Here is a 25,287-nt window from a genome sequence, read left to right on the forward strand (position 1 = left end):
GTATGCGATCTCCTTTCCATTAGAAGATCATACACCGTATCCCTACTCTTCCACAACCCTCTACTTTTTCTCAATTTACTTTAAAGGCTTTCCTTGCTGAAGCTGATACATCTTATAATAGATGCCCTGCTTCTCCATTAACTCCTCATGGTTCCCCTGCTCAACGATCTCTCCCTGTGACAACACCCATATAACGTCGGTATCCTGAATGGTTGACAGTCTATGAACAATGATAAAAGTTGTCCTTCCTTGCACTAGAACCTTCAAAGCATCCTGTATCGCCGATTCCGTCTCACTATCAATCCTAGCTGTTGCTTCATCTAATACAAGAATGGCTGAACCCACTTTCCAACACTTCTCCATCCACAAGTCCCAAAATTCAGTCAATTATAAAATGGGACTCCTAGCTTCCCTCTCTTTTTTTCGCTGCTTCCATTCCTGCTGTAGCATTCCATATACAGCATGGTCCACGTAATGATCGTACAGCCATTCATTTCCTCTCATAATTCCTTCTAATTGAAACCCTAGCCGTTCCGGGATAGCACGGCTTTTCTCATTTTGTACAGCAGCTGCAATTTCTGTCCGATGTAAATTCCACTTCCCAAATACCAAGTAATCAAGATATGCCTCAACTGCTTGCGTCATGATACCCTTCCCCTGAAATTCAGCCCCCAGCCAATAGCCAATTACCGTTTTACGATGATTCCATTCGATAAAATTGGCGGCAACTCTTCCTGCAAGTTGGCCTCGATACCAAATCGAATAATGCGTTCCCTGCATATTTGCTGCCTGTTGAATGGCAAAGCGAATATTATTTTCCGAATCCTCTACATCTCGCACATTATCTAGCCATGGCAAAAACTCCCGCAAATAATCTCGGTTTTTTTCTATTAAAGCAAAGGTGACTGCTGCATCCTCAATACGAACTTCCTTTAGCTCCAAATCAGGCGATATGACGATATTTTTCATGCTTCTCCCCCTTTTTTTAGCCTTTTTTGATGCAATAGATTGAACAATAATTCTCTAAAAAACAAAAATCACCTGCTTGCCCTGTTTAGCAGGACAGCAGATGACTCTGTTTGATTGCCGCTTTACTTTTGTAGGACCTGCTCCCGTTCAACCGTAATCTCTCGCACGATCGCCGTGATATCTGTGATTTCTGCCAAATGCTTACGATTGAGAATGAAGGATTGGCCGATCTCTAATGCCAGTCTTTCGGCTTCTGCTCGAAGCTCCTCTTGTTCAATTCTATTTAAATCAGCTACACCCGCCAGTCCAATCACACGTCTTAGGATTTTGCACCCAGCATATCCTGCCGTATCCTGTAAGACCTGAGATACATAATCCTGCCAAAAATCAGGAACATGCGCACTACGCTCCTCCGCTTTTTTATGCCACAGACGAACGAATTGCGATACAAACTCATTCCAGACGTTTTCTATCGTATCCAATAAGTAAAAACGATACTGCTCCCGTTTCTCTATGTCCGCTTGAAGGCCGTGCTGTCCTGCATAATTTAAGACAAGATTAGCGATGATAGCCCCAATGTCAAAACCTATTGGCCCATAAAAAGCAAACTCGGGATCAATCACCTTTGTACTTGTTTTGGTGACAAAAATACTGCCTGTATGCAGATCACCATGCAACAAAGCTTCTGCTCGTGTCAAAAAGTCGTATTTTAGCTTAGCAATCTCTCGACGTAATGCGTGATTCCCCCATATTGCTTCTACGTCTTGGCGGATAAGCGGATTAAAATGATTGGTGTCATGGTCCTCATATGGATCAGTAAATACAAGATCCTCCGTAATTTTACATAGCTCTGGATTAATGAACCTGCTCACATTAGCCTTTTTAGCAAAAGGATTCATTCCAAGATCAGAGGTAAAAAATAAGGTATGAGCCAGAAAAGTTCCAATATGTTTAGCGAAATGCGGGTATATCTCTCCCTCAATAAGGCCTGCACGAAGTAGCTTATGATCACCTACATCCTCCATAATCGTCAAAGCCAGCTCCGAATTGTGATGGTATACCTCAGGTACTAAATCTCCTACCAGCTCTCGCTGAATTTTGAGCGCCTCTGCTTCAATCCGAGATCGGTCCAGCGTTAACGGCCATGATTCGCCAACCACGCGGGCATAAGGCAAAGCCTGCTTCACAATGACACTTTTACCGGTCTCTTCATCCGTTATTCTAAAAACCAAATTTAAATTGCCATCACCAATTTCTCGGCTAACAAGAGGCGCATCTTGTGTAAAAATCGTTCCCTGATTCTGTACGTATAAAATGGATTCTTGAACCGATAACGCTTGATACCCCATATCTTTTCCTCTCCTTTTACCACTCTAGTCTCGGTTGATGTATTGATCGTAATGTGCCAGGGGATGAACGATTCCTCCTAGATTGGCTAATAAGCGATATTTGGTTAATAGGTTAACTTGATACACGCCGACTCGCTCCCAAACTTCCCATGGCTCAAGAATCTTCCACTGCCCCAAATCCTTTGCAATAAAAAAATCCTTGCCACGAAACCGAATCCATGTGTGACTGCTAGGAGCCTCCGGTGAAAATAGGCGAGACCGCGACAAATAATCATCACCATATTCCATAGTAAGTAAGAACAATATACGATGAGCTTCCTCCCAGTTCCTTTGCAATAAGACATGCCAGGAGCCGCTTTCTTGCTCCGTAAGTTTTCCGCGCAGATGACCGAATGCATGACTCAAGGCATTACAGGCATTGCCTGAATCAATAGGCAGTTTTCGCATCTTCTGAAATTCATGTAATAACTGTTCTGCAAATATACTCCAATCGCGTTCGCCTGTTTCGCGAGACGTTTTTACTTGATCCCGAAATGCTTGTGAGATTTGCTTATATTTTTGATAACACCTCATCATGACCCAATACTTATGCTCTGCCCATATCTGTTCACACCATGCTTTGCTTACCAAAGAAAAAGAAAACCTCTTTTCCGAAGAAAAGAGGTCGTTTTGACATGTCATATTCATAAAACGTTCCCCCTTATCTACCAGAATTTTACATGTCTCTGCAGGAATTAGCACCGTGCACATGCCAGGTTAGCGGCTATGTGTCGGTTGCTGGGTTTCATCGGGCCAGTCCCTCCACCGTCTCTGGATAAGGTATCCATTAAGTATATGTAATTGTAGGTGAACACAGGTTCCTATCCTGCGTAGCTAAAGCCTCATAAATGAATCGTTAGTAGAAATATACACAGGTAATCCAGTTATGTCAAACAATTTATTCAACTCAGTTTTTATTTATAAAAAGGGTTGACGCATGTTACAAAAAGGGATAAGATGATCTCCAAGAATCAGCTTCAATTTTGACAATTACAACAATTACCTAGCTCTTATTGAGAGAAGGCGGAGGGACTGGCCCTATGATGCCCGGCAACCCTCGCATCGGGATAAACGATGCGAAACGGTGCTAAATCCTACACATAATCGTGCTGTACTGATTTATGTGAGAGATAAGAGAAGAAGATGATCTGTCTATCGGACGCCTCCTTCTCTTGAAGGGGGCGTTTTTAGTTGATAAATTCTCTACCTACAAGGAGGCCATCCATGAGTACAGATCGAATCCTCGTAACCTATTTAACTCAAGCAAAGGATTTACAAAAAAAAGCGGAAGGTATTGCAGTTGGTATGACAGTAGGCTCATGGACGGACCTTCCTCTGGCAAAGCAGGAGCAGCTACGCCCCTATTTAGGTGAAGTAGCGGATGTATCTCCTCTTGAATCCACCTCATCAGGTGAAACACGAGGTTATATCACGATTAGTTATCCAACCATATGCTTTACACAGGATATCCCTTCTCTTCTTACAGGGGTATTTGGCAAACTATCAATGGACGGGAAAATCAAGCTGGTAGACATTCAGCTTCCTCCTTCTTTTTTACAAGGCTTTCAGGGTCCAAAATTCGGCATAGAAGGAATACGGGAAATAACCGGTGTGCATGATCGTCCATTATTAATGAGTATTTTTAAATCATGCACAGGTTTGTCACTAGAGGAACTAGAAGTGCAATTTCGTGCCCAAGCAGAAGGCGGCCTTGATTTGATTAAGGATGATGAAATTTTCTTTGCTGATGATAAAGCTCCATTTATCCAACGTATCAGACGCTTCAAAGTCATTTCAGATGAAATTGCAGAACAAACCGGTAAGCCTGTCTTGTATGCCGCTAACCTTACAGGGCCTAGCTCACAGCTTATTGAACGGGCGAAGCAAGCTGTCGATGCAGGTGCTTCCTGCCTTTTGTTTAATGCACTTGCTTTTGGCTTCGATCTCCTGCAACGTCTAGCAGAAGACCCGGACATTCAAGTGCCAATCATGGCGCATCCCGCACTCGCCGGCGCCTATTATCCTAGTCCTGATCACGGCATTGCCGCTCCGCTCCTGCTCGGTAAGCTATTGCGTTTAGCCGGGGCTGATTTAGTGTTATTCCCTTCTCCATACGGAAATGTAGCATTAGATAAGAGCGAGGCTACTCAGCTAGCTAATCATTTAGTTGAGGAATACGGCACCTTGCAACCTGCCTTCCCTGTTCCATCAGCGGGTATTCATCCCGGATTGGTTCCCCAACTGTACGCCGACTTTGGCCTAGATCAGGTTGTTAACGCAGGCGGCGGCATTCATGGGCACCCACTCGGAGCAACAGCAGGCGGTCGAGCATTCCGTGCCGCTATTGATGCATCCGTGAATGGAATCAGTCTTACAGCAGCAGCTTCCGACTCTAATGAACTGCGACTAGCACTAGAAAAATGGGGAGGTTCTGCATGACGAAACAGCTTGTGCTTTTTTGCGATTTCGATGGAACGATTACAGAAAAAGACAATATTGTGGCAATCATGCGCCACTTTCATCCCCCAGGCTGGGAAGAGTTAACCGAACAAATTTTGACGCAACAAATATCCATTAGAGAAGGGGTAGGAAAGCTGTTTTCCCTGCTTCCCTCTTCACTCGAACATGAAATCACTCAATTTGCTGTAGAGAATGCCCGTATCCGCCCTGGTTTTGCAGAGTTTGTGGATTATTGCCGGCAGGAAAACGTGACTCTGCTCATTACAAGCGGAGGTATCGATTTTTTTGTTCATCCGATTCTTGCTCCGTTTCAGCTTGATGGCCCAATTTATTGTAATGGCAGTGATTTTAGCAAAGAGAGAATAAAAATTACGTGGCCGCATACCTGCGATGAGCATTGCCAAACAGATTGCGGAATGTGTAAAACTACCATTATTAGAAGCTATGATGCTACCGGCTATACACGTGTTGTTATTGGGGATAGTATCACTGACTTGGCAGGGTCTCGAATTGCTGATTTTGTCATTGCCCGTTCCTTCCTACTGGAAAAATGTCAGGAAGAAAATTTATCACATAAACCATTTACTACTTTTTATGATGTGATTTCAATTATTAAAGCCATTAGGGCCAAACAGGAGGGGATTGTGCTATGACAACAACACTTGAACAGCGCACCGCCGCTTTTAAAAAATTAGATGAGGTAAAGCTAACGTTTGCTAGAAGAGATTGGTTTCCGGGTACAAGCGGAAACCTCTCTATTAAAATCAGCGATGTACCCTTACAATTTGCTGTGACCGCCAGTGGCAAAGATAAAACCAAACTATCGCCAGAAGATTACTTGATCGTTGACGGCGATTGCAATTCTGTAGAGCCTACCAATTTGAAGCCCTCTGCGGAAACATTAGTGCATGCTGTTGTCTACCAAAGCATTCCCGATGCTGGCGCTTGCTTTCATGTACACACGATTGCCAACAATGTGATTTCCGAGGTGTATGCACAAAAGCAAAGCTTTACTATTCATGGTCAGGAATTAATCAAAGGACTGGGCATTTGGGAGGAAAACGCTCTTCTTACCGTCCCGATTGTAGAAAACTATGCAGATATCCCTACGTTAGCAGCGGCCATTAAAGAGGCGATCAAGCCTGATGTACCCGGCGTGTTAATCCGCAACCACGGAATATATGCCTGGGGTCGTAATGATTTTGAAGCAAAAAGACATATAGAAGCTTTTGAATTTCTATTTGAATATCAACTGCGCTTATTGCAAGTAGGTAATTTATCTGCAAAAGCGTCTGGTATTGCCATTTAATTCAGTCTGATTAAATAAATAATTCATAAGATTACAACATTAGGAGGTCCTTCTTCATGGCAAAAGTACGTTTTCACGATACCAATGAATATATTGAGGATAGAGAGGCGGTTCAGGCTTTTTTAAACTCGCAGGATGTTATCTATGAATATTGGGGTGTGGATCAATTAGATCCTGCTTTGCGAAATAATTACGCGCCAACTGATGCTGAAAAACAGCAAATTTTAGATACCTTCCAAAAAGAGATACAAGAGATTAGCGAACGCCGCAACTACACCACAGCAGACGTCATTGTCCTAAGTGACAAAACACCAGAGTTAGATAAAAAATTAGAGAACTTCGTCAAAGAACATCATCACACGGATGATGAAGTCCGCTTTTGCGTAGATGGTCATGGTATTTTTGCGATTTTAGGCACAGACGGTCGCTACTTTGATGTAGAGCTATCCCCCGGCGATTTAATCTCTGTTCCTTCTTCCTATCGTCATTACTTTACCTTAATGGAGGATCGGAAAATTATTGCGATTCGTCTGTTTGTAACTCCTGCTGGTTGGGAAGCGATTTACTAGGAACATAATTAAGCGAACATCAGAAAAAAGGGAAAGCTTATCCTTAAGCGATTAGCCTGGTTTTCCATAACATAAAAAACGCTTGGATCATCCGTCCAAGCGTTTTTTATAGTCCGTATTCAAGCCACGATCTCCAGAGCATCTGTAGCTATCTACTTAGGCTGTAGCTTTTTATTTAGGCTGAATCAAAGACTCCTGCTCAACCACGATTTTCATCGCCTGCCCAATCGCTGGTAGGCTCTTTGTTGTCACAGGACCATAGAATCCATAGACTTTTGTCCCTTTACGCAAGTCCTCTGCTTTTAATGGACTATTATCCTTTGCGTCGATAATCGGAGTATCTTTTGCTAGATTTAGCGCAATCATCTCAAAGGATTGGTCGTTTAGCTTCTCGCCTTTAATCACTACCTGCACGGTTCCATCTGTTAATGTTTTCGCTTCAACGACTTCACCAACCGTTCCTAAAACCTCAGGAGTAGCCATTTTATCATTTACCACGATTTTCACTGCATTGGTCATAGGCGGAATACTCATAGTCATAGCCAGACCGTGTTCAACTTCAATTTCTTGACCCAACTTCAAATCAGCTATGGTCAGCTTTTTACCATCCTGATTAACGATGCTTGTCTCGTCTGTGATGTTTAAACGCACACCGTTTGTAAATCCATTCACCATGATAGCCCCTTTAAGAGAAGCATCCTTTTCGTCAATAGAGATGTTAGTAATACTGCCTTTTTTCGTAACCCCTTGAGCTTGTTCGCCAATTTTTATTGTCCCATCCTCCTCAACAATTACTTGCTGATGAAGCACTTTATCAAAGAAGGTAACTGGCACGTAGGTTACTCCTGCTTTTGACTCGGGAGCTGATCCTAACTGCACATACATTTTATTTACACTGTATTGATCTTTCCCCACCGCAACTGCTGTCCATTGCGCTCCTTTTTGCAACTCAGCACTCTTCGTTTCTGCATTCCAGGTAACCTTATAGCCTAGTTGATCAGAAATTGTACGCAAAGGAATCATTAGTACATTTTGTTTATTTGCGTATACGTCTAGCTTCTGATCGACTACTTTACCATTTACATAAATCGCATGCTTAGATGCTGGTTTTGGCTGTATAAGATTTGTTTGTGTTAGTTGTGGAGTAGCGGCATAAGCAGAGATGGAGCTGGTAGCCACCACAGCGGTAACTAGAGCAGCACTTAACATTTTAAAGGTTTTATTCATTGTGGATACCTCCATTTTCATTAACAAAATTTCCATTTTGCTTGATTCACACTCTTTGACGAGGTGTTTTTCACAAACGTTTCAGGAAAAGATAAAAAAAATAAAAATAAAAAAACCAAAACCCGATTGTTAGTAAATCGGATCTTGGTCTTTTAGCATCAAATCAGGACGTCTACTCCAAAATGATCAGATACGACTGGCTTATTGGTTCCGTTAAAAATCACTTTTGATTCCTGGATAGAGACAGGCTGATTAACCCAGATATAATCGATCCGCAAGCCTTCCTGATTCCGATCCCATCCGGCTATCTTTCCTTGAACTGTACTGCCCTCGTCTCGAACCTTTGCGAGTAGAAACGTATCGTACCAGCCCTGCCCTTTTACCATGTCATAGCCTTCCCCTCTCGCTTTGGCATGATTATTAAAATCTCCCATTAAGAAGGTAAGTTCGTTTTTATCCGTCCTCTTTATGAAACGTTCGAACTGAGCATGAAAGGGTTCCTCTTCATCCTCCCACCATCCGAAATGACAGGAAAAGAATGAAATGCACTTCTGATGATACTCCACAGTCGCTTTGATAACCTTGCGGGTTTTCCAATATGACGTATCTGTATGCTTGGATACATAAAATGCGTCTTGCTTTATAATGGGGAGGTTGGTTAGCAAAGCTACCCCTTCTTCGTATATCTCATAGCCGATATGGCAAAACTCCCAGACCATCCGATAATCGTTTAGTCCACGCTTCTGAAGCTCTTGTAATAACAGATAAGCATAGTTATCTGCTTTAATCTGATCCTTTATCACTACAGCATCAATCGATTGGCTAACCTCTTGCAAAGCTATAACATCGTAGGCATGCTCTGCTATGGCATCCGCTAAGTCCTCTAGCTTTTTTTGCTGATTAGATTCCTGCCACGAATGACAATTCAGTGTTAATAATCTCATATTAGACTCCTAAGTAATCCTGAACGCTTGATTTAATCACATCTGCCTTCGGACCGTACACAACCTGAACTCCCTTATCTTTTAAAATCAGTCCGAGCGAGCCTGTCTTTTTCCACTCTGATTCTTTAGCCACATCTTCTATATTTTTAACGGTTACTCGCAGACGAGTCATACAAGCATCCACATCTTCTATATTATTCTGTCCCCCTAATAGCTGAACAATCGTTTCGGCAACACTAGTAGTGGTTTTCTTCAATTGCTCTTGTTTTGTGGAGGGCTCTTCCTCATCTGTATAATTTCCAGCGCGCCCTGGAGTAGGGAAGTTAAACTTTTTGATCAAAAAATGAAAGACCGTGAAATTCAATCCAAAGAAGACGAGACATGTTATGGCAAAGTTGATGATATCCTGGATCATTCCCGCCCGTATCGCCATTGGTGTTCGTGTTAACAGCTCGATAAATCCAAAGGAATGTAGGCGTAGGTGGATAAAATCAGCCATCGCAAAGCTAAGTCCAGTCAAAATGGAGTAAACCACATACAAAAGTGGTGCGGCGAACATGAACATAAATTCAATCGGTTCTGTTACCCCTGTCAAAAATACCGCCAAAGCAGCAGAGAAAAACATGGATTTATATTTTGGCCGTTTCTCGATATCCACATGACGATACATAGCTAACGCGATACCAAGCAATGACGCCGTTGACAAAATCATCTGACCTACTTTAAAACGAGCTGGCGTTACACTATTTAGCAATTGCTGATAAGCAGCCGTATCACCTTGAGAAAGTAGGTTGTTCAAATCAGCAACCCAAGCCAGCCACAATGGATCTTGACCCGCTACGACCTGACCTGCACTGGTACCAGTAAGCAATGTGTATGTACCGCCAAGCTGGGTATAATTAATGGGAACAGTCAGCATATGATGCAATCCAAATGGTAGCAATAAGCGCTCTAGCATCCCAAAGATAAAGGGAGCAATCACAGGCGCTGAATCTTTAGAAGAAGCAATCCATTTTCCGAAATCATTCAAAATTCCCTGAATAGACGGCCAAATAACAGACAAAATGATAGCGGTTACAGCCGACCAAAAAATAACGACAAACGGAACAAATCGCTTCCCATTAAAGAAAGCTAACGATGCCGGAAGTTTATTGTAATCATAGTACTTATTAAAGATAACGGCCCCTAGGAAACCAGAAATAATACCAATAAAAACACCCATGTTAAGAGCAGGGGCCCCTAAAAATGAAATAAAATAATCTTTCACTACTAACTCTTTTCCAAATAAGGAGGAGACCGTAGCGTCAGGGCTTGATAACATATCCCCGCTTACTCCAAAAATTGCACCCGTAATCCGATTGATTAAGATAAAAGCAATCAGTGCGGCAAATGCGCCGCCTGCCCTCTCCTTAGCCCATGAGCCACCAATGGCAACTGCAAACAAAATATGAAGATTACCGATGATAGCCCAGCCTATTTCTTCCATCACGTGGGCAAATCTGACGACAAAGGTTACATCTCCACCTGCCATCGCAATCAGCTTGGCTAGAGAAATCATAATCCCCGCAGCAGGCATGACAGCAACTACCACTAAAAGTGCTTTCCCAAGCTTTTGCCAGAAATCAAAAGATGCCATGTTTCTCACTGTGACTCCCCCCTGAATACATCTATCATTTATTTTATCAACTCAATGAAATCGTTTGCGCAAAATCATTGTAATAAAAACGCTTTCATAAAACAAGAGAAATTTTATAATAGTTCCTCTTTTCGTTCCAAAAATAAAATCGCTTATTTCCCTTAACTGAAAATACATTTAATACAACTATTTATCCCTTCATAAACCAAATGAAAGACAGTCCCTTTAAGAGAACAACAATAAAATACTCGAAAATAAATTAGTGCAATCGGTTGCGCAATTAATTGATTGAAAATATAATGATTGTGAGATTCTTTCAAACATGCGGTCAACCAAAGAATAAAGGAGGTTTTTATATGCAAGATACCAGTTTTGCCATTCATCCTGGAAATGAACAAGCAAGCAATTCGAACCAATACTACGATATTGGTGCCTTATTAGACTATGAAAAAACTGATCTCTTCCACTTTCGCTGTGAGCGCGGTTGGGTTAGTCTGTCCTTTTATGCAGATGATATTGTGCGGATAACTATGAAACCGCTATCAAAACCTACCCTAGAAAGCAGCTTTGCCCTCATAAAAGCTTCTCAGGATGTCCATACAATATGTGAGGACCATGATCAGTATCTCCTGATTAAAGCAGCTGGGCTTCACCTAAAAATCAACAAAAATCCTTTTCGCATTTCCGCCTATGATCCTCTGGGACGACTGCTTGTAGCTGAGGGCGAAAGAGGAATGGCCTTTACACAAAAACAAGAAATTATTTGTTTTAAAGAAATGGATGCCGCCGACCATTTTTATGGATTTGGCGAAAAAACCGGCTTTCTTGATAAACGTGGGGAAAACATGACGATGTGGAATACAGACGTTTTTGCTCCGCATAATCCAGAGACTGATGCTCTCTATGAATCGATTCCGTACTTCATGACAATTCGAAATGGTTTTGCACATGGAATCTTTTTTGATAACACGTATCGCAGCGTTTTTGATCTGAAATCTAGTCAAACCCGCTATTCCTTCGGGGCAGAAGGCGGGGAATTAGATTATTACATTCTGGCAGGGCCTACTCCAAAGGATGTTATTACTCAATACACGACATTAACAGGCCGCATGGACATTCCCCCTAAATGGGCACTTGGCTATCATCAATCACGTTACAGCTATAAAAACGAGCAGGAAGTACGGGAACTGGTAAGAAATTTTAAGAATAAAGAAATTCCAGTCGATGCGATCTACTTGGATATTCATTACATGGACGGATACCGTGTATTTACTTTTGACTATGATCGATTCCCGCATGCCCATTCGCTGATTCAAGAATTAAAAGCAGAAGGGATTAACATCGTTCCCATTGTTGATCCAGGTGTCAAGCAAGATGCGGAGTACCCTATCTATCAAGAGGGGGTACGGGAAAATCATTTTTGCAAATACCTGGATGGAAATATATATGTAGGGGAAGTTTGGCCCGGAATCAGTGCATTCCCTGACTTTTCCAATACAAATGTGCGGAAATGGTGGGGACAGAAGCAAAAATTCTATACTGACATGGGCATTGAAGGTATCTGGAATGATATGAATGAGCCTGCTGTTTTCAATGAAACAAAGACCATGGATTTATCAGTCATACATGAAAATGACGGAAATCCAAAAACTCACCGCGAATTGCACAATATCTATGGTCTCCTAATGGGTGAAGCGACTTATACAGGTTTAAAAGAACAGTTATCTGGAAAGCGTCCGTTTGTGCTGACCAGAGCTGGATACGCTGGTGTACAGCGTTATGCCGCTGTCTGGACAGGAGATAATCGAAGCTTCTGGGAGCATATGCAAATGGCGATACCTATGTGCATGAATCTTGGGTTATCTGGAGTGCCATTTACCGGACCTGATGTTGGAGGTTTTGCACATGATACTACAGGGGAATTGCTGACACGCTGGACACAGCTCGGAACTTTTACCCCCTATTTCCGAAACCACAGCAATCTTGGTACAGTAGCGCAAGAGCCATGGGCGTTTGGAGAAGAAGTGGAAATGATCACGAAGAAATATATTGAACTACGTTATAAATGGCTTCCGCACCTATATACGTTGTTCCGTGAAGCACATCAGACAGGTCTTCCTGTCATGCGCCCGCTTGTTCTGGAATATCCAAACGATCCACATACATCCAATCTGTCCGATCAGTTCTTGATTGGTGAGAATGTTTTAATCGCGCCAATTACTAGACCAGCAACGTACCATCGCGTTGTTTATCTGCCAGAAGGCACCTGGTATGATTACTGGACAGACACTAAATTCGATGGCGGTAAGCATATCATGGTTTCTGCCCCTCTCGATACCCTACCGATTTTTGTGAAGGAAGGGGCAATTATTCCGGAGGCACCAGCTAAATTATCCACTAAGGTTCCTGACGAGCAAATCATGATTCATCTCTATCCAAGTCAGCAACAATCAGAGTATATCCTTTATGAAGATGACGGAAGTACGTTCTCCTATCAAAATAATCAATATCTAGAGAGAAAAATTACTTGTCACCACGATGAAAATCAAGTAGAAATAAACATAGAGGACATTTACACAGGCTACTCTCCTTCTTGGAAATCTATGATTATCCACGTTCACGGAGTAGATACGATGAAAACCATTTATGTAAATGGGGAAGAAGTGAAAGGCTCTTATTTGAAGGATAAGCAGATCTTCACATTTGAACTAAACCAATAATTATTCAAACAGTTGGGGGCACCTCCCTGACTGTTTTTTCATGAGTGATCATAATGAAAAATGAAGTGGAAAGGGATGGTAACGCATGGGGGTAACAATTAAAGATGTAGCAAGGGCAGCAAATGTAGCACCATCTACAGTCTCTCGTGTCGTTGCCAACCATCCTCGCATTAGCGAAAAAACGAAGCAGCGTGTTCGAAAAGCCATGGAACAACTCGGTTATCACCCTAACTATCAGGCTCGGAGTCTTGCTAGCAAATCCTCCCAAACCATTGGGCTGGTAATGCCTGATTCAACGGATCGGATCTTCCAGAATCCTTTCTTTCCTGAAGTGATCCGAGGTATCAGCAAAATTGCTCATAGCCGCGAGTACGCTATCTGTATGTCCACCGGGGAAACGGAAGCGGAATTGTATGATGGCGTTGTGAGAATGGTTCAAGGTGGTCGAGTAGATGGATTGATTCTGCTTTATTCCAAAATTAACGATCGCGTCACCAATTATCTAAAAGAACGAGATTTTCCCTTTGTAATGGTGGGAAAACCACATACGGACATGGATGCCATTAATCATGTCGATAACGACAATTATTCAGCAGCGAAGGAAATCACCGAGTACCTCATCAAAAAGGGGCATGAGCGAATCGCGTTTGTTGGTGGTTCACCTGACATGGTGGTAACCATTGACCGTTTAGAAGGCTATAAACAAGCCATCACGCAAGCTTCCCTCACCCTACATGACGAATATATTGTTCGAGAAAAAGTCCTGCGTGAAGGCGGTGAGGAAGCCGCAATTGAACTTATGAATTTGCCTAACAGACCGACTGCCCTGATCGTGACGGATGACATGATGGCCTTGGGCATTTTGCGAGTCCTAAACGAGATAGGGGTTAACGTGCCTCAAGATGTGTCTCTTATTAGTTTTAATAATGCTCTGATCACGGAAATCTCTCAGCCGCCGCTCACCTCAGTAGATATTCAAATCTTTCAACTGGGATATCAGGCTGGAAAATGCTTGATTGAGAAGCTTGAACAACCTGATGAACCTACCAAGCGCATTATTATCCCTTTCAAATTGGTCGAGCGAAATTCTTGCGCTAACTATCGTGCTTCCACCCAAAAGGATGTAAAAAAGAAAAAGTAAAAAAAGGTTGCCGACTTCCTTGGCAACCTTTTTTAGGCTCAAGCTATATGCTTTTATACTGCGTAGCCATTCTTCTCTAATACGTGAGCCGCGATTTGGCGTTTCAAGCCAATGCTGTTGATTGGGTCACGACGTGTCAATTTTTTAAGAATAGATAAGCGTAAACGAAGGTCGTCTCCCTCTTCCATTCCCGCTAACGCTTCCTTCGCTCCTTGCTCGATACGATCGAATGCCTCATGCACAAACACTGTTGTCAGGTTCTGCTTGTGCTGTTCTTTATCTGCTCCATTTTTGGCGATCGCTTTTTCTGTGCGCTTCACGGCACTGTCCATCGCATATAGCTCAATTAGCATGTCAGCCGCAATCGCTAGTAGCTCTTGCTCTTGATCCAATTGTTTTTGGTACTTCATTAAAGCAGAGCCTGCAACCATTAAAATGATTTTGCGTGTCATCTCCAGCAGATGCTTTTCAACAGCCAAAGGAGCTTCCTCTAGCTCACTAGGATAGTAGCTCATCAGCTCCTCCTGTAAGCCTGATGCTGCTTGCAACAAAGGCAATTCGCCTTTCATTGCTTTTTTAACCAATGTGCCCGGAATTAATAAGCGGTTAATTTCATTGGTACCTTCAAAAATACGATTAATGCGAGAGTCACGATACATATTCTCGATTTCATACTCGGACATAAAGCCATATCCGCCATGGATTTGTACGCCTTCATCCACACAGAAATCCAATACCTCGGAACTAAACACCTTATTGATCGAGCATTCGATCGCATAATCAGCAATTGCTTTTGCTACTTCACGGCCATCATTTGCTTTTTCTCCCAAGCTTGACAGGGAGGAATCAAACATCCCTACTGTGCGGTACACAGAGCTTTCAGACGCATATACTTTCGCTGCCATAGAAGCTAATTTATTTTGAATAAGTGGGAAGTTGGCAATTGGCGTTTTAAATTGTTTACGCTCTTTTGCATATTCTGTCGCAATATCTAATGCACGTTTTGCAGAACCTACTGTACCTACCGCTAGTTTGTAACGACCAACGTTTAAAATATTAAACGCAATGACGTGACCTTTGCCCTGCTCACCCAATAGGTTTTCGACCGGTACCTTAGCGTCCTCAAAAATAACGGTGCGTGTTGAGGAGCCTTTTATCCCCATTTTTTTCTCTTCTGGTCCAAATGATACGCCAGGGAAATCACGTTCTACAATAAACGCTGTAAAATGCTCACCATCGATTTTGGCATAGACTACAAATACATCAGCAAATCCAGCATTGGTGATCCATTGCTTTTCCCCATTTAATAGGTAATGCGTGCCATCCTCAGATAGACGCGCTGTTGCCTTAGCACCCAATGCATCCGAACCAGATCCCGGCTCTGTTAAGCAATAAGCCGCTAGACGACGACCCGATGCCAAATCAGGCAGGTACCGACGCTTTTGATCATCATTGCCAAAGTATACGATTGGCAGGGAACCAATCCCTACATGAGCACCATGGCTTAGGCCAAAGCTACGTGCACGTGCCATTTTTTCTGTAATTAACGCAGAGCTCATTTTATCAAGTCCAAGCCCCTCATACTCTTCTGGAACATCTGCACCTAACAGCCCTAATTCTCCTGCTTCCTTTAACAGGCGAACCGAATGATCAAAATGATGTTGTTCAATCTCCTCCAAGTGAGGTAAAACTTCGTTAACCACAAATTCTTCTGTGGTTTTGGCAATCATTTTTTGTTCTTCTGTATAATCCTCTGGTGTAAATACATCTTCTGCTAAACCTGCTTCGATCAAAAAGCTTCCACCGCGTACAATTTCTTTTACATCTGCCATTTTTTATTTCTCCTTTCCATATTTAACGATCAAGCTATTCATGCTTTGAGCGATTACAATTTTTTATAAAACCTCAAACATCTTTTTTACAGAACCTCAAACACCCCAGCAGCACCCATACCGCCACCGATACACATTGTTACAACACCGTATTTTGACTGACGTCTCTTCATCTCGTTTAGTAGAGATACCGTTAATTTGGCACCTGTGCATCCTAATGGGTGTCCTAATGCGATTGCACCACCGTTAACATTCACCTTCTCAGCATCAATGCCCAGCTCACGAATAACAGCTAAGGATTGCGAGGCAAATGCTTCGTTTAACTCAAACAAATCTACATCCTGAAGGCTAAGTCCAGCCTGCTTCAGGGCCTTTGGAACAGCAACAACTGGACCAATTCCCATGACATCAGGATCAACTCCACCTACTGCAAAGGAATGGAACTTAGCGATTGGCTTAATACCCAATTCGTCTGCTTTTTCTCTAGACATCACGAGAACGGCGGCAGCGCCATCGCTAGTTTGAGACGAGTTACCCGCTGTAACGCTTCCTTTTACATGAAAGACTGGTCGTAATTTTCCTAAGGTTTGAACATTTGTATCAGTGCGTACACCCTCATCCGTATCAAACACAAATTCTTTCTCATGACGTTTACCGTTCTCATCCACAAATACCTGCTTCACTGGCACTGGGACGATCTCATCTTTACACTTACCAGCCGCAATCGCCTCCGCCGCACGTTGATGGCTTCTTACCGCAAACTGGTCCTGATCCTCACGACTAATGCCATAGCGCTGTGCTACTCTCTCTGCCGTATGTCCCATGCCCATGTATGCTTCTGGCATCGTTTCCACCAAGGTTGGGTTCAAAGCTACCTTATTCCCCACCATCGGTACAAGACTCATGCTTTCCACACCACCTGCAATGATGACATCAGCACCACCGCACATGATTTGTTGGGCCGCATAAGCAATACTTTGTAAACCAGACGAACAAAAACGATTTATCGTAATCCCTGATACATTGGTCGGCAATCCAGCTCGAAGACCGATTAAACGAGCCATATTGGTTCCTTGCTCCGCTTCTGGCACTGCATTTCCAATAATTATATCCTCAATCAACGCCGGGTCCAGATTCGGAACACGGCGAAGCAAATCCTCTACAACATATGCGCCCAAATCAACTGGATGAACATCCTTTAATGAGCCGCGCTTTGACTTACCTACAGCCGTACGTGCCCCAGCCACGATGACTACTTCTCTCATGCTTTCTCCTCCTTCTTTTCCGACGCTCGTTTAGTTACGCAACGGTTTTCCCTTAGCAAGCATATGCTGCATGCGCTGTTGGGTCTTTTGGGTTTTGATTAATTCAAGGAAGCCTTGGCGCTCAAGTTCAAGAATATACGTTTCGTTAACCTGTGTACCTGCTGGGACATCTCCCCCAGACATGATATAAGCGATTTTCGTTGCAATGAGTTCATCATGCTCACTGATCATGCCGCTTTCACGCAATCCATAGATATTTTGGCGTAATGAGGCAAATCCTGTCGTTCCGATAGCTGGAATCCGGCGTTCAACAGGAGCTGTATATCCGCGTTTATCAAGCTCTAGTACCGCTTGTTTAGCATCATATAACAGATGATCCTGATTGATTGAAACGCGATCGGTTGGGCGCATATACCCTAATTTGATTGCTTCCTTACCGCTGGTGGATACTTTCGCCATGGCAATGGTTTCAAATGCTCGTGCTACAAATGGGAAGGCATCGACAGGAGTAGGAGTTCCGCTTGGGATGTTTTCCATCGCTCTAAAGAGCATTTCTTTGGTACCACACGCTCCAGGCAATACACCAACGCCTACTTCTACAAAGCCCAGATAGGTTTCCGCCGCTACTTGCACCTGATCAGCCATATAACAAATCTCTACTCCGCCACCAAGCGTCATTCCGAACGGCGCAGCTACTACCGGACGAGGCATTGTACGTATTCGGTTAACGGTGTTGTGGAATTTCTTTGCCAGCATATCTAGCTCAAACCAGTTTTCGTCCTGTGCCTCCATTAATGCCATCGCTAGGTTTAATCCAACACAGAAGTTCTTACCTTGGTTTCCGATCACCATACCGGTGAAGTTTTTCTCTACTTCATCTGCTGCTTTATTGAACATTTGCAAAATATCTACGCCAAGCGCATTATGCGGGGTGGTAAATTCAAAGCAAGCAACCCCATCACCTAAATCAATTAAGGACGCACCTGCATTTTTGACAACCACCTTGCCCTGTTCTTTTAGAGCGGCTAGATTAATGACTTCTTTTTTCTCTTCTAGTTCTCTAAAGGCTCCGCCGATATGAAAAGCAGCAACCTTTCCTTCCGCTTTTTCATAGAATGAGGTTTTTCCACTAGCCAATAGCTCCTCTACCAAAGCTGGAATGGTTTCGCCCTCTTCTCTCATGCGAGCTACTGATTTTTCAAGACCTATGGCATCCCATGTTTCAAAGGGACCTAGCTCCCAACCAAAACCCCATCTCATTGCTTTATCTACTGAAACAATGTCATCTGCAATCTCTGGTACTTTTGCGGCTGCATACAGCATTGTCTTTTTCAATACGTTCCATAAAAATTCGCTGCCTTTATCTTTTCCATACACAATTGCCTGCAATTTTTGTGGCAATGTTTTGGCTTGCTTAGCCGCCTCCAATGAAGCAAACTTCGCTTTTACCCTTGGCTTATATTCCAACGTCCTCGTATCCAAGACTAAGATCTCTTTTCCTGCTGCTGTTTTCTCCTGCTTAAAGAAGCCCTGACCTGCCTTTTGACCTAACCAGCGATTTTCCACCATCTTGGTAAGGATCTCAGGAATTTCAAACATGGCTTTTTCAGCTTCGTCTGTAGCTTTATCGCGAACATTTTTTGCAACGTGCACATACGTATCCAAACCCACCACATCCAAGGTTCGGAACGTCGCACTTTTTGGACGACCAATTAATGGACCTGTAAGAGCATCTATTTCATCTGCGCCTAACTCAAGACGCAGCATTTCCTGAATGGACACTTGCAGACCATATGTACCTACGCGGTTGGCGATAAAGTTAGGTGTATCTTTACAAAGAACAGTTCCTTTTCCGAGTACAAATTCTCCAAAATGCATCATAAATTCAACTAAAGCTGGATCAGTATGCTCACCTGGGATAATTTCTAAGAGCTTTAAGTAACGAGGGGGATTAAAAAAGTGAGTTCCCAGGAATGATTTTTTGAACTCTTCTGAACAATCCTGACACATTTCATTGATGGAAACACCTGAGGTATTAGAGGACACAATCGCGCCAGGTTTGCGATAAGCTTCTATTTTAGCAAATACCTGCTTTTTCACATCTACATTCTCGACAACAACCTCGATGATCCAATCCACTTCTCTTAGTTTGTCTAGATCATCCTCCAAATTGCCTACTGTGATGAGGGAGATGGAATCTTTATCATACAGAGGCGCCGGCTTTTCCTTTAGCAGTCGATCACGACCCGCTTGTGCAATACGATTACGAACGGCTGGGTGATCCAGCGTCAATCCCTTTTTGCTCTCTTCCTCCGTCAGTTCACGCGGTACGATATCCAGCAGATAAGTAGGGATACCTACGTTAGCCAAATGGGCTGCAATACCAGCTCCCATGACCCCTGATCCCAAGACCGCAGCTTTGTTAATTTTGCGTTCCATGAAGTCTCCTCCTTCATATGCCGTATCATGGCTTGATTTTAGCAGGTAGGCAGATTTGGTGTCGTTTTTCATCTTGAATGAATGCTCATTCATTATCTGCCTATAAAAACATTCCACAAAAATCGCCTTATTTTTTCGATTCTGTGGAATGTTGACATTTACTACCAAAAAAGTACTTGTTCAGATTCATTGTAAACCAAATAACCATACCTTGCAATCCTATTTTCTGAATTTCATCACTATTTGGTTAGATTCTATAATGATGTAAAGGATTCATCGCGCAGCATAGTTAATTCGCCCATAAAGAAAGCTAACTCCTCTGTTTCTTCCAGCTTGCCAGCTTCTTGAAGCATTTCAAAACGACGGAGCATCATATTTGCGAAATCTTGAATTTGAATAGGTGTCGAATCAGGGTCTACAGTGTCATGAATGTTGATGCTTTCTACCCCTTCATAATGCGTAATAATCTTAAAATCACCAAGCTCACCTAGATATTCTGTTGAATTGTATTTGGATTTCTCCAGCTTCGTAATCATACTCATAATATCAGCGGCCTGAGAGCTGTGAAAAGCGACTTGGAAAAAGTCACGGCCTCTGCCATCTTTTGTTTTTACCAGCAATACGTCATACGTCATTAATTTTCTTTGTTTATTTCCAAATCCGAACATGCGTTATGACCACCTCAAATAAACCGGGGCTTCCCCCTATTTTCGAATGCTTATCCCTTTTATGATAGTGGGAAAACAGCCAACAAACAACCCCTCGTCGTTCTTTTTTCCCTTTTCTCGTTTCAATATTGTCTTATCATAACCATCTCCTCCTTCCTCCATGCCCTTTTTTAGTAAAATCTAACGGGTTTGAAATCGCCTTCCTACTCAAAAGCTAGCAAAAAAGGAGAAACGAGGTGCTTTTTTATGCACAAAAATTGGTATATTCCGTTGATAATAGCTCTGCTTATAACTGGTGCAACGGGATGTAAAGGTGGTAAACCACCAGAGCAATCAAAGAATACCAGTGAAAAGGAACAGAGCCAAAAGGCTGAGAAAACAGTCAAATCAAAAGGTGCTACCAATAAATCCAAGGACGATTCTGCTACAACTGCTGAAAAATCAGATCACATAAAAACAGCCAGTACCAAAAAGGAACAGGCTAAATGGCAAACGACAGCAATGACTCATATGGAAACAAATCTCAATGATGTGTCGGTATTCTTACAAAAAGCCGAACAGGTCATTAATGATTTAGAATATGCTGCCGCTACCCTTCCTGATGGCAAAGAGATTAAAGAAGATGGGATCATTTATCGACAGCTTCCAAAGCCTTATCATACCAGAGATGGGATTCTCGCTTTCTTTCAGCAGTATTGGAGCAGACCATTAGCTGTTGCCCTGTACGATCATTTGGATACAAAAATCGTTGATGGACATGTTTACTTGTCTACTTCGACAAAACGCTATCCTGTATTTATCTCTACTCAGAATATGAAGGTCTCTGTTGAAAATAGCGGTTTGATTGTGGAGGTTTCTGGAATTTCACCTACTGTTGCATCCTCTAGCTCGCTTGTGAGGTATCACTTAGGACGGGATCAGGAATCCAAACGGTACGAAATAACAAAACGCTCTGGCATATATGGACAAGAAAATTTCCAGTAACGTCCCTTGACATTTTCCCGTCCTCCCCATCATAATGATGTAAATAATCATACTTCATCGCTTTGAAGGGAAATAGTAAAGCCCCCTTTCTGCTCCAGAGAACGCGATCCATTGGCTGGAAGATCGCGTGCATGAAACAGCTTGAACCCATCCCAGAGCGGCTAGGGATGACCTAGACAGGATTCTTTCCCCTGTTATCAAGGAAAGCGCTTATCGGCCATATATGGCTTTCTTAAGTGTAAAGATAGATGTCGATCCATGTAAGGGTTGGTTCGGCATTTAATTAAGGTGGTACCGCGAAAGTAAACCTTTCGTCCTTATGTTTTTCTAAGGATGGAAGGTTTTTTTGTTTGTTAGAGATGAAAAAGGAGAGCAGATCAACATGAATCAGACCGGAAAAATGCGCATTGTGGTGAAAGTAGGAAGCAGTTCCTTAGCAAAAAAACAAGGCGGCTGCGACCAGCAAAAAATGAGTCTCTTGGTAGATGCCATTGGAGCTCTGCGTGGTGAAGGACACGAGGTCGTACTCGTGAGTTCAGGAGCTGTAGCAAGTGGATATTGCCTGCTAGGCTATGAACAACGACCGCGAACCATCGTAGCTAAGCAAGCCGCAGCAGCCATCGGACAAAGTATTTTGATGGAGCATTACTCAGCTTTGTTTGCTGCCTATAACTATCATATCGCACAGATTCTGTTGACTCGCAGTGACTTCTCTAATCAGGAACGATACCGTCATGCGTTTCAAACGATGTCCCTACTCCTTTCACGCAACATCACTCCTATCATTAACGAGAACGATACTGTCTCTGTTGCCGAGTTAACGTTCGGCGATAACGATATGTTAGGTTCATTAGTGGCTGGTATGCTGCATGCTGACATCTACATCATTTTGACTGATACAGATGGTATTTATAATAAAGACCCAAGAAATAATCCTGACGCAAAGCGGTTCGACAAGGTCGCTACCATTACAGATGAAATTAAAGCAGTAGCTGGCGGTTCAGGTTCATCTCTTGGTACTGGAGGAATGCAATCCAAGGTAATTGCTGCTGAAACGGCCTTAAAGGTAGGCACGCGTACCTTTATCGGCCGGTTATCCTCCAAGGATAGTTTATTGCATGTTATCAATGGGACAGGAGAAGGAACCTATATTGGAGATTTTGGCGGAATAAATTCGGACACCTCTACTACTCATGCTGCTGAAAAGCGCGAGAGTGTTTCTACACAGAAGCAGTGGATTGCCCTGCATTCCGCTATCGCCGGTCGCTTGCATGTAGATGCTGGGGCCCAAGAAGCGATTCAGCAACGCAAGAGCAGTCTGCTACCAGCGGGAATTACCAGTGTAGAGGGTGATTTTTCACAGGGGGATGTTGTTGAAGTGTATGCTCCTACTGGTTTAATTGGTCGAGGTGTCTGTCGCTATGATAGTGAACTGCTGCGCCAAATCATCAGTGAACCGCAGAGGGAAAAACCTTTTACAGAAGCTATTCATCGAGATCAATGGGTATCTCTGCCTCATCTCATATAAAAATAAGCAAAAAAGGAGCGGGAAACATGAGAGAAGGAAACCACCAAACGAATGTAGCCTCCAAGCAGGTGATTGATCAGGTTACGAAGCAGGCAAAATTAGCTCAAGTAGCCTCACGAAAGTTGGCACTTTTGACCAGCGAACAAAAGAACGCTGCATTACGCGCTATAAAAGAACAGCTTTTAGCTGATCAAGCTTATATTTTAGCTGAAAATAAACAGGATGTTGACAAGGCAATTGAAAGTGGACAGCTTACGAGCTTAATTGATCGTCTTAGTCTAACACCCGAACGAATTACTGCCTTAGCTGATAGCCTAGAGGATTTAGCTGCTCTTGCTGATCCTATTGGCGAAACAACTGCGGAGTGGGTTCAAAAGGACGGCTTGGCTATTCGTTCCGTACGTGTACCACTAGGGGTAGTCGGTATGATATATGAAGCACGTCCAAATGTTACAGTAGATGCGGCCGCCATTTCACTAAAAACAGGAAATGCCGTTGTACTGCGCGGTAGTGCCTCAACCACTCGTTCTAACCTAGCTTTGGTAAAAAGTATTCAAACCGCCCTTCAAAATCTTGGGCTGCCACATGAAGCGGTTCAGTATCTTGCTACGACCGATCGGGCAGCGGTAGATGTGATGTGCAGCCTCCATGGAATTATCGACGTGATCATCCCACGTGGAGGAGCATCCCTAATAAATCGTGTTGTGAAAAACTCCATTGTGCCTGTTATTGAGACCGGAGTAGGTAATTGCCATATCTTCATTGATCAATCCGCTGATTCGGCTATGGCCCAAGCTATCGTACAAAATGCTAAGCTAAGTCGTCCTGCTGTATGCAATGCTCTTGAGTCCTTACTCATCCATCAGGATTTTGGACATGATCAATCCGCAGCTCTTTTGACATCCCTGCTAGATGCAGGCGTAGAGCTACGCGTATGCGAAGGAACAATGGCTTCCCACCCAGAGCTACGCGATCGCTTTGTCTTAGCTACCGAATCGGATTGGCATGCTGAATTCCTAGACACCATTCTTGCTGTTAAAACGGTTACGAATATAGATGAGGCCTTGGAACATATCGCTACTTATGGAACCAAGCACTCGGAATCAATTTTGACTGAGGATCAAATGCAAGCAGAACGCTTCTTGCAAGCCGTAGATGCTGCTGTTGTTTATCATAATGCTTCTACACGTTTTACAGATGGTGGAGAATTTGGCTTTGGAGCTGAAATTGGAATTAGCACACAAAAATTGCATGCTCGCGGTCCGATGGGTCTAACAGCATTGACTTCCATTAAATATCGTGTCTTAGGAAACGGACAAACAAGGTAATTGTTATTTACGAAAGGAGATCTCTCTCATGAACGATCATCAAGCTAACCAGATATGCCAACAACTTCACGTAGGTTTTATGGGAGCAGGTTCCATCGTAGAAGCCATTGTAAAAGGTATCACCGCTAAACATTTACTACCTGCAAATAGCATCTATGTGACTAATCATTCAGATGATGCTAGGCTCCGTGAACTACAAGAACAGTACGGAGTGATCCCAACTCGTGATTTATCAACCATGCTTCTACAGTCTCAAGTGATCATTTTGGGAATGAAACCAAAGGACGTCGCCTCAGCATGCCAGACCCTGCGTGAGTACGTAACTCCTGATCATTTGATTATCTCTGTCATTGCCGGAGTCCCTACTTCCTCTATTCAGGAATGGCTTGGCGTCGAATGTCCAATCATTCGTGCGATGCCAAACACATCTTCAGCCGTAGGTTTATCCGCAACTGGAATAGCTGCTGGTAAATTTGCGTCTGAGCAACATCTGGCTATAGCAGAATGTTTATTTCAAGCAATCGGTCATGTGTGTATCGTTTTCGAACAAGAATTAGATATTATCACTGGCTTATCTGGGAGTGGGCCTGCTTATATTTATTATCTTGTGGAAGCCATGGAGGGTGCTGGACAGCAAGCGGGTCTTTCCCAAGAGATATCCCGGGAGCTAACCGTACAAACATTGCTTGGCGCCGCTCACATGTTGATCGCGACCAAGGAAGAGCCAGCGGTCCTGCGTAAAAAAGTAACTAGTCCAGGCGGAACTACACAGGCAGGCCTAGAGGTATTGCAGTCGCACGGCTTTAAACAAGCCATAACAGAAGCCATTCTGCGAGCTACTGAGCGAGCACGAGAGCTAGGGGCGCCTTATCGGTAAAAA

General features: G+C 43.2%; 20 protein-coding genes, 1 pseudogene and 2 riboswitches. Of the genes and pseudogenes, 10 read left to right on the top strand and 11 right to left on the bottom strand.

Annotated features, from left to right (window positions below; genetic code table 11):
* Window positions 1–75: 75 nt before the first annotated feature.
* The 4 genes and pseudogenes from O0550_RS13835 to O0550_RS13850 all read right to left on the bottom strand — a co-directional run.
* A pseudogene (locus tag O0550_RS13835) lies at window positions 76–333 on the bottom strand (multidrug ABC transporter permease); the annotation flags it as partial.
* A 54-nt stretch (window positions 334–387) separates the two neighbouring features.
* Window positions 388–969 carry a GNAT family N-acetyltransferase gene (locus O0550_RS13840; protein ID WP_258426644.1) on the bottom strand — a complete coding sequence of 194 codons (582 nt, stop codon included), beginning with the start codon at window positions 967–969 and terminating at the stop codon, window positions 388–390.
* A gap of 122 nt (window positions 970–1,091) precedes the next feature.
* Complete coding sequence (gene mtnK / locus O0550_RS13845; protein WP_258426645.1) at window positions 1,092–2,318, bottom strand: S-methyl-5-thioribose kinase; 1,227 nt, start codon at window positions 2,316–2,318, stop codon at window positions 1,092–1,094.
* 24 nt (window positions 2,319–2,342) lie between these two features.
* Window positions 2,343–3,005: a DUF1722 domain-containing protein gene (locus O0550_RS13850; protein ID WP_003340986.1), complete on the bottom strand. Its 663-nt coding sequence runs from the start codon at window positions 3,003–3,005 to the stop codon at window positions 2,343–2,345.
* A 10-nt stretch (window positions 3,006–3,015) separates the two neighbouring features.
* Window positions 3,016–3,139, bottom strand: a riboswitch (SAM riboswitch).
* 225 nt (window positions 3,140–3,364) lie between these two features.
* A riboswitch (SAM riboswitch) is annotated at window positions 3,365–3,494 on the top strand.
* A gap of 87 nt (window positions 3,495–3,581) precedes the next feature.
* On the opposite strand from O0550_RS13850, the gene O0550_RS13855 reads away from it, so the two are divergent.
* Genes O0550_RS13855 through O0550_RS13870 form a run of 4 tightly spaced genes read left to right on the top strand, consistent with a single transcriptional unit; the run spans window position 3,582 to window position 6,695 of the window.
* The gene (locus O0550_RS13855; protein WP_258426646.1) at window positions 3,582–4,796 is read left to right on the top strand and encodes a 2,3-diketo-5-methylthiopentyl-1-phosphate enolase; all 1,215 of its coding nucleotides are present in this window, start codon (window positions 3,582–3,584) and stop codon (window positions 4,794–4,796) included.
* Entirely contained in the window at window positions 4,793–5,470 is a 678-nt protein-coding gene (locus O0550_RS13860; protein ID WP_003334526.1) for a 2-hydroxy-3-keto-5-methylthiopentenyl-1-phosphate phosphatase, read from the top strand. Before O0550_RS13855 ends, O0550_RS13860 begins: the two co-directional genes overlap by 4 nt.
* Window positions 5,467–6,126, top strand: coding sequence for a methylthioribulose 1-phosphate dehydratase (locus tag O0550_RS13865; protein WP_003340989.1), 660 nt, complete (start codon window positions 5,467–5,469; stop codon window positions 6,124–6,126). Before O0550_RS13860 ends, O0550_RS13865 begins: the two co-directional genes overlap by 4 nt.
* A gap of 56 nt (window positions 6,127–6,182) precedes the next feature.
* Window positions 6,183–6,695 carry a cupin domain-containing protein gene (locus O0550_RS13870; RefSeq protein ID WP_258426647.1) on the top strand — a complete coding sequence of 171 codons (513 nt, stop codon included), beginning with the start codon at window positions 6,183–6,185 and terminating at the stop codon, window positions 6,693–6,695.
* Between the two features lie 171 nt (window positions 6,696–6,866).
* Here O0550_RS13870 and O0550_RS13875 read toward each other — a convergent pair whose 3' ends face one another.
* The 3 genes from O0550_RS13875 to O0550_RS13885 all read right to left on the bottom strand — a co-directional run bounded on the left by O0550_RS13875 (window position 6,867) and on the right by O0550_RS13885 (window position 10,502).
* Window positions 6,867–7,922, bottom strand: coding sequence for a copper amine oxidase N-terminal domain-containing protein (locus O0550_RS13875; RefSeq protein WP_258426648.1), 1,056 nt, complete (start codon window positions 7,920–7,922; stop codon window positions 6,867–6,869).
* Between the two features lie 158 nt (window positions 7,923–8,080).
* Window positions 8,081–8,866, bottom strand: coding sequence for an endonuclease/exonuclease/phosphatase family protein (locus O0550_RS13880; RefSeq protein ID WP_101669182.1), 786 nt, complete (start codon window positions 8,864–8,866; stop codon window positions 8,081–8,083).
* Window position 8,867: 1 nt separating this feature from the next.
* Window positions 8,868–10,502, bottom strand: coding sequence for a PTS transporter subunit IIBC (locus O0550_RS13885; protein WP_276565014.1), 1,635 nt, complete (start codon window positions 10,500–10,502; stop codon window positions 8,868–8,870).
* 356 nt (window positions 10,503–10,858) lie between these two features.
* On the opposite strand from O0550_RS13885, the gene O0550_RS13890 reads away from it, so the two are divergent.
* Both O0550_RS13890 and O0550_RS13895 read left to right on the top strand, forming a co-directional pair.
* Window positions 10,859–13,222 (top strand): glycoside hydrolase family 31 protein, encoded by a 2,364-nt coding sequence (locus O0550_RS13890; RefSeq protein ID WP_258426650.1) that lies wholly within the window; start codon window positions 10,859–10,861, stop codon window positions 13,220–13,222.
* An 85-nt stretch (window positions 13,223–13,307) separates the two neighbouring features.
* On the top strand, window positions 13,308–14,363 hold the full coding sequence (locus O0550_RS13895) for a LacI family DNA-binding transcriptional regulator (protein WP_121472971.1): 1,056 nt from the start codon (window positions 13,308–13,310) through the stop codon (window positions 14,361–14,363).
* Between the two features lie 53 nt (window positions 14,364–14,416).
* Here the strand turns inward: O0550_RS13895 and O0550_RS13900 are convergent, their stop codons facing one another.
* From O0550_RS13900 to O0550_RS13915, 4 genes are all read right to left on the bottom strand, one after another.
* Complete coding sequence (locus O0550_RS13900) at window positions 14,417–16,195, bottom strand: acyl-CoA dehydrogenase family protein (protein ID WP_258419787.1); 1,779 nt, start codon at window positions 16,193–16,195, stop codon at window positions 14,417–14,419.
* A gap of 86 nt (window positions 16,196–16,281) precedes the next feature.
* Window positions 16,282–17,460, bottom strand: coding sequence for an acetyl-CoA C-acetyltransferase (locus O0550_RS13905; protein WP_003341005.1), 1,179 nt, complete (start codon window positions 17,458–17,460; stop codon window positions 16,282–16,284).
* A 30-nt stretch (window positions 17,461–17,490) separates the two neighbouring features.
* Window positions 17,491–19,899, bottom strand: a complete 2,409-nt coding sequence (locus O0550_RS13910; protein ID WP_258426651.1) for a 3-hydroxyacyl-CoA dehydrogenase/enoyl-CoA hydratase family protein — start codon at window positions 19,897–19,899, stop codon at window positions 17,491–17,493.
* A gap of 254 nt (window positions 19,900–20,153) precedes the next feature.
* The gene (locus tag O0550_RS13915) at window positions 20,154–20,567 is read right to left on the bottom strand and encodes a hypothetical protein (protein WP_003334513.1); all 414 of its coding nucleotides are present in this window, start codon (window positions 20,565–20,567) and stop codon (window positions 20,154–20,156) included.
* Between the two features lie 246 nt (window positions 20,568–20,813).
* Here O0550_RS13915 and O0550_RS13920 point away from each other — a divergent pair, with 246 nt between their 5' ends.
* From O0550_RS13920 to proC, 4 genes are all read left to right on the top strand, one after another.
* Window positions 20,814–21,551, top strand: coding sequence for a hypothetical protein (locus O0550_RS13920; protein ID WP_258426652.1), 738 nt, complete (start codon window positions 20,814–20,816; stop codon window positions 21,549–21,551).
* Window positions 21,552–21,933: 382 nt separating this feature from the next.
* Entirely contained in the window at window positions 21,934–23,079 is a 1,146-nt protein-coding gene (gene proB, locus O0550_RS13925; RefSeq protein WP_258426653.1) for a glutamate 5-kinase, read from the top strand.
* Window positions 23,080–23,105: 26 nt separating this feature from the next.
* Window positions 23,106–24,407 carry a glutamate-5-semialdehyde dehydrogenase gene (locus tag O0550_RS13930; RefSeq protein WP_258426654.1) on the top strand — a complete coding sequence of 434 codons (1,302 nt, stop codon included), beginning with the start codon at window positions 23,106–23,108 and terminating at the stop codon, window positions 24,405–24,407.
* A 28-nt stretch (window positions 24,408–24,435) separates the two neighbouring features.
* Window positions 24,436–25,284, top strand: a complete 849-nt coding sequence (proC, locus tag O0550_RS13935; RefSeq protein WP_003341014.1) for a pyrroline-5-carboxylate reductase — start codon at window positions 24,436–24,438, stop codon at window positions 25,282–25,284.
* Window positions 25,285–25,287 lie beyond the last annotated feature (3 nt).

The sequence above is a fragment of the Brevibacillus halotolerans genome, from assembly GCF_026891775.1.
Taxonomy (GTDB): Bacteria; Bacillota; Bacilli; order Brevibacillales; family Brevibacillaceae; genus Brevibacillus_B; species Brevibacillus_B halotolerans.